This window comes from Calyptranema fuscum S582, assembly GCF_055793305.1.
In genome coordinates this window covers 1-2,318 of the sequence record NZ_JBSLYH010000119.1, presented here as the reverse complement: position 1 = coordinate 2,318, position 2,318 = coordinate 1, and the positions used below count along the sequence as shown (strand labels likewise).

The 2,318-nt window shown below is 44.3% G+C and carries 4 protein-coding genes; 2 read left to right on the top strand and 2 right to left on the bottom strand.

Annotation, left to right across the window (positions count from 1 at the left end):
- Positions 1 to 100: 100 nt before the first annotated feature.
- Together ACR6Z4_RS32125 and ACR6Z4_RS32120 are read left to right on the top strand one after the other, a co-directional pair.
- The gene (locus ACR6Z4_RS32125; RefSeq protein ID WP_479721387.1) at positions 101 to 640 is read left to right on the top strand and encodes a GNAT family N-acetyltransferase; all 540 of its coding nucleotides are present in this window, start codon (positions 101 to 103) and stop codon (positions 638 to 640) included.
- 130 nt (positions 641 to 770) lie between these two features.
- Positions 771 to 1,253, top strand: coding sequence for an N-acetyltransferase family protein (locus tag ACR6Z4_RS32120; RefSeq protein WP_479721386.1), 483 nt, complete (start codon positions 771 to 773; stop codon positions 1,251 to 1,253).
- A gap of 21 nt (positions 1,254 to 1,274) precedes the next feature.
- On the opposite strand, the gene ACR6Z4_RS32115 is transcribed toward ACR6Z4_RS32120, so the two are convergent.
- Both ACR6Z4_RS32115 and ACR6Z4_RS32110 read right to left on the bottom strand, forming a co-directional pair.
- Positions 1,275 to 1,958: a hypothetical protein gene (locus ACR6Z4_RS32115; protein WP_479721385.1), complete on the bottom strand. Its 684-nt coding sequence runs from the start codon at positions 1,956 to 1,958 to the stop codon at positions 1,275 to 1,277.
- Positions 1,959 to 1,988: 30 nt separating this feature from the next.
- The coding region (locus tag ACR6Z4_RS32110; protein WP_479721384.1) for a helix-turn-helix domain-containing protein at positions 1,989 to 2,318 on the bottom strand (330 nt) is incomplete at its 5' end.

Sequence of the window (2,318 nt, the reverse complement as noted above, 5' to 3'; positions counted from 1 at the left end):
CAGGAAAAGCATCTTGCCATTCTTCCTGTGTTTGAAGTTCTTCGATTTCCATCTCATGATTGTGTAACATGGCTTTATTAGAAGGGTAGAAAATGAAAGCATGAAGACCCTTAAAGCAAGGTATAAAATCCGCTCTGCTCGTTTTGAAGAATTAGCGTTGCTCGCTTCCATTGAATTAGCAGCCGCAAAGCTATTCCTTGGTACACCCTATTCATTTCTGGTCAATGCTGCTCCACTTCCCCTCGATTTGGTGCAGCAACGGTTTGAAGCAGGACAGGTTTGGGTTGCGGCTGATTCGCGTAATGGGGTCGTAGGATATGCCCTGACTCAAGAGGTGGATGCCACACTTTACCTCCAACAAATCGATGTTGACCCTGCACATGGGCGCAGAGGGATTGGATCTGCTTTGGTGAATACAGTCCTTGCTTGGGCAAAACGTCAAGGATATTCCGTCATGGCATTATCCACGTTTCGAGATATTCCCTGGAATGCACCTTTTTATTCAAAACTAGGGTTTCATGTTCTGGATGAATCTGAATTAACAGCAGGTTTTCAACACATTCGGTTGCAAGAGGCTGAAGCGGGATTGCCCATTGCTAATCGAGTCATCATGCAATGTGTGTTATCTAAAACAAATTGACAGAACCTTATCTCGCTAAAAATCTCTGTCTAATCTCTGAGCAATATCACGAATATCTCGTAGATATAATTTGATTTTTCCGAGTGTTTCGATAAACCAGAAAAAGAGCATAACCTGCACCACAATGATTATGAATGCGATTAATTCCATAGGGACCTCCTTAATCTTTCGTTCTGCAACTCAATCTGACACTGAAGGTGTAGTAAAGGTTTATCTCAGTTCTCGAAAAGAGTTTGTCCCATTTGCTCCGATCGCCCATTCTGAGAAAGCTGTTTATGAGTGGATGCATAACATCTTGATTCCTGAAAGCCAGGTAACAGTGGTAGAGCGAGACAGTAAGATTATAGGCATGATGGCATTGTCAACAACTAAGGGAACAGGATGGATTGATCAGCTTTATTTGCATCCTGATGCTGTTGGGCAGAAAATTGGAACCAAACTGATTGAACGCGCAAAAGTAGAACTGGGTTCTCCGATCCGGCTTTATACGTTTCAGGAGAATCAGGGGGCAATTCGATTCTACGAGCGACATGGATTCAAAGCTATTCAGTATCGTGATGGTTCTGAAAATGAAGAAAACTGTCCTGACATTTTGTATGAGTGGCGTGCGTAATTGAGCATCCCAGCTATGAATTCATTTTACAAATGGCTCCACCAGCGATCGCACTCGTTCTGCATCCCCTGAATCAACCAGGGGCGTACCGTGGGCTGGCACGATTATTGGATCATCCACCAAAGCTTCAAGAACAGTTTGAGCTACTGCCTGGACATTTGAGCAAAGTACCTTCAGATACACCCGATTTACCTTGAGTCCGAGCGCACTACCCGTTGACCAAAACAAAAACTTTGCCAACCAGTTGTCAGGCAAGAAGGTCCAATGACTTACGATTTCATCAAGATACACAACCGGACGTTCTCCCCGCTTCACAATCGCAATCGTGCCTCCTTTTTTCGTGCCAGGAACTTCTCGCAAGTTCACTTGGGGAACCGTGAGTTTTGCAAGCGGCAGGAAGGGTCGGAGTCCATCCTGATTAATTTGCTTTAGTGCAATCTCTGGAGCATAGGAGACAGCCGTCGGATAACGAGCCTGCCACGCTGTATGTCCTGAATCATGTCCCGCATGGGGCGCAATTAAAGCGGCTACATCTCCCTTTGCGTCGATCGCTGCAAAATCTGCGTCAGAGAGTCCAATGGGTGGACTAATGATGGCGAGACGATTGCCATTTAACGCAAAGGCAAACGCATTGGCTTTGTATCCATTCGCATCATATTCATAGACCCATACGTTGCTATTTTCAATTACTTCTTGCCAAACCATAGTTCCTCCAATGGTTTTAGAGATTTATGGCTAATCCAGTCGATACGATTTGAGGGTTGTTCCAGTGAACTGTCGAAACGGTTTACTGAGATGACTATTGCTGTTAAATCCACACATTAAGGCAATGTCTGCAATCGAGCGACCGCTCCGTTTCAACAACTGTTTTGCCCGCTCAATTCGTTGTTGCAGCAAATATTGGTAAGGACTGATTCCAGTTGCTTGCTTAAATTGACGACTAAAATAAAATTCACTCATGCCCAACAATGATGCTAAATCAGTCAGTTTAATCTCTTGATGAAGATGAGCATCGATGTAATCCAACACTTGTAACAACTGACGCTTAGGTAAACCACCCTCGTA

Coding starts and splice junctions, on each gene's coding strand:
- ACR6Z4_RS32125 (WP_479721387.1), top strand. CDS start 101: ATGAAGACCCTTAAAGCAAGGTATAAAATCCGCTCTGCTCGTTTTGAA.
- ACR6Z4_RS32120 (WP_479721386.1), top strand. CDS start 771: ATGAATGCGATTAATTCCATAGGGACCTCCTTAATCTTTCGTTCTGCA.
- ACR6Z4_RS32115 (WP_479721385.1), bottom strand. CDS start 1,958: ATGGTTTGGCAAGAAGTAATTGAAAATAGCAACGTATGGGTCTATGAA.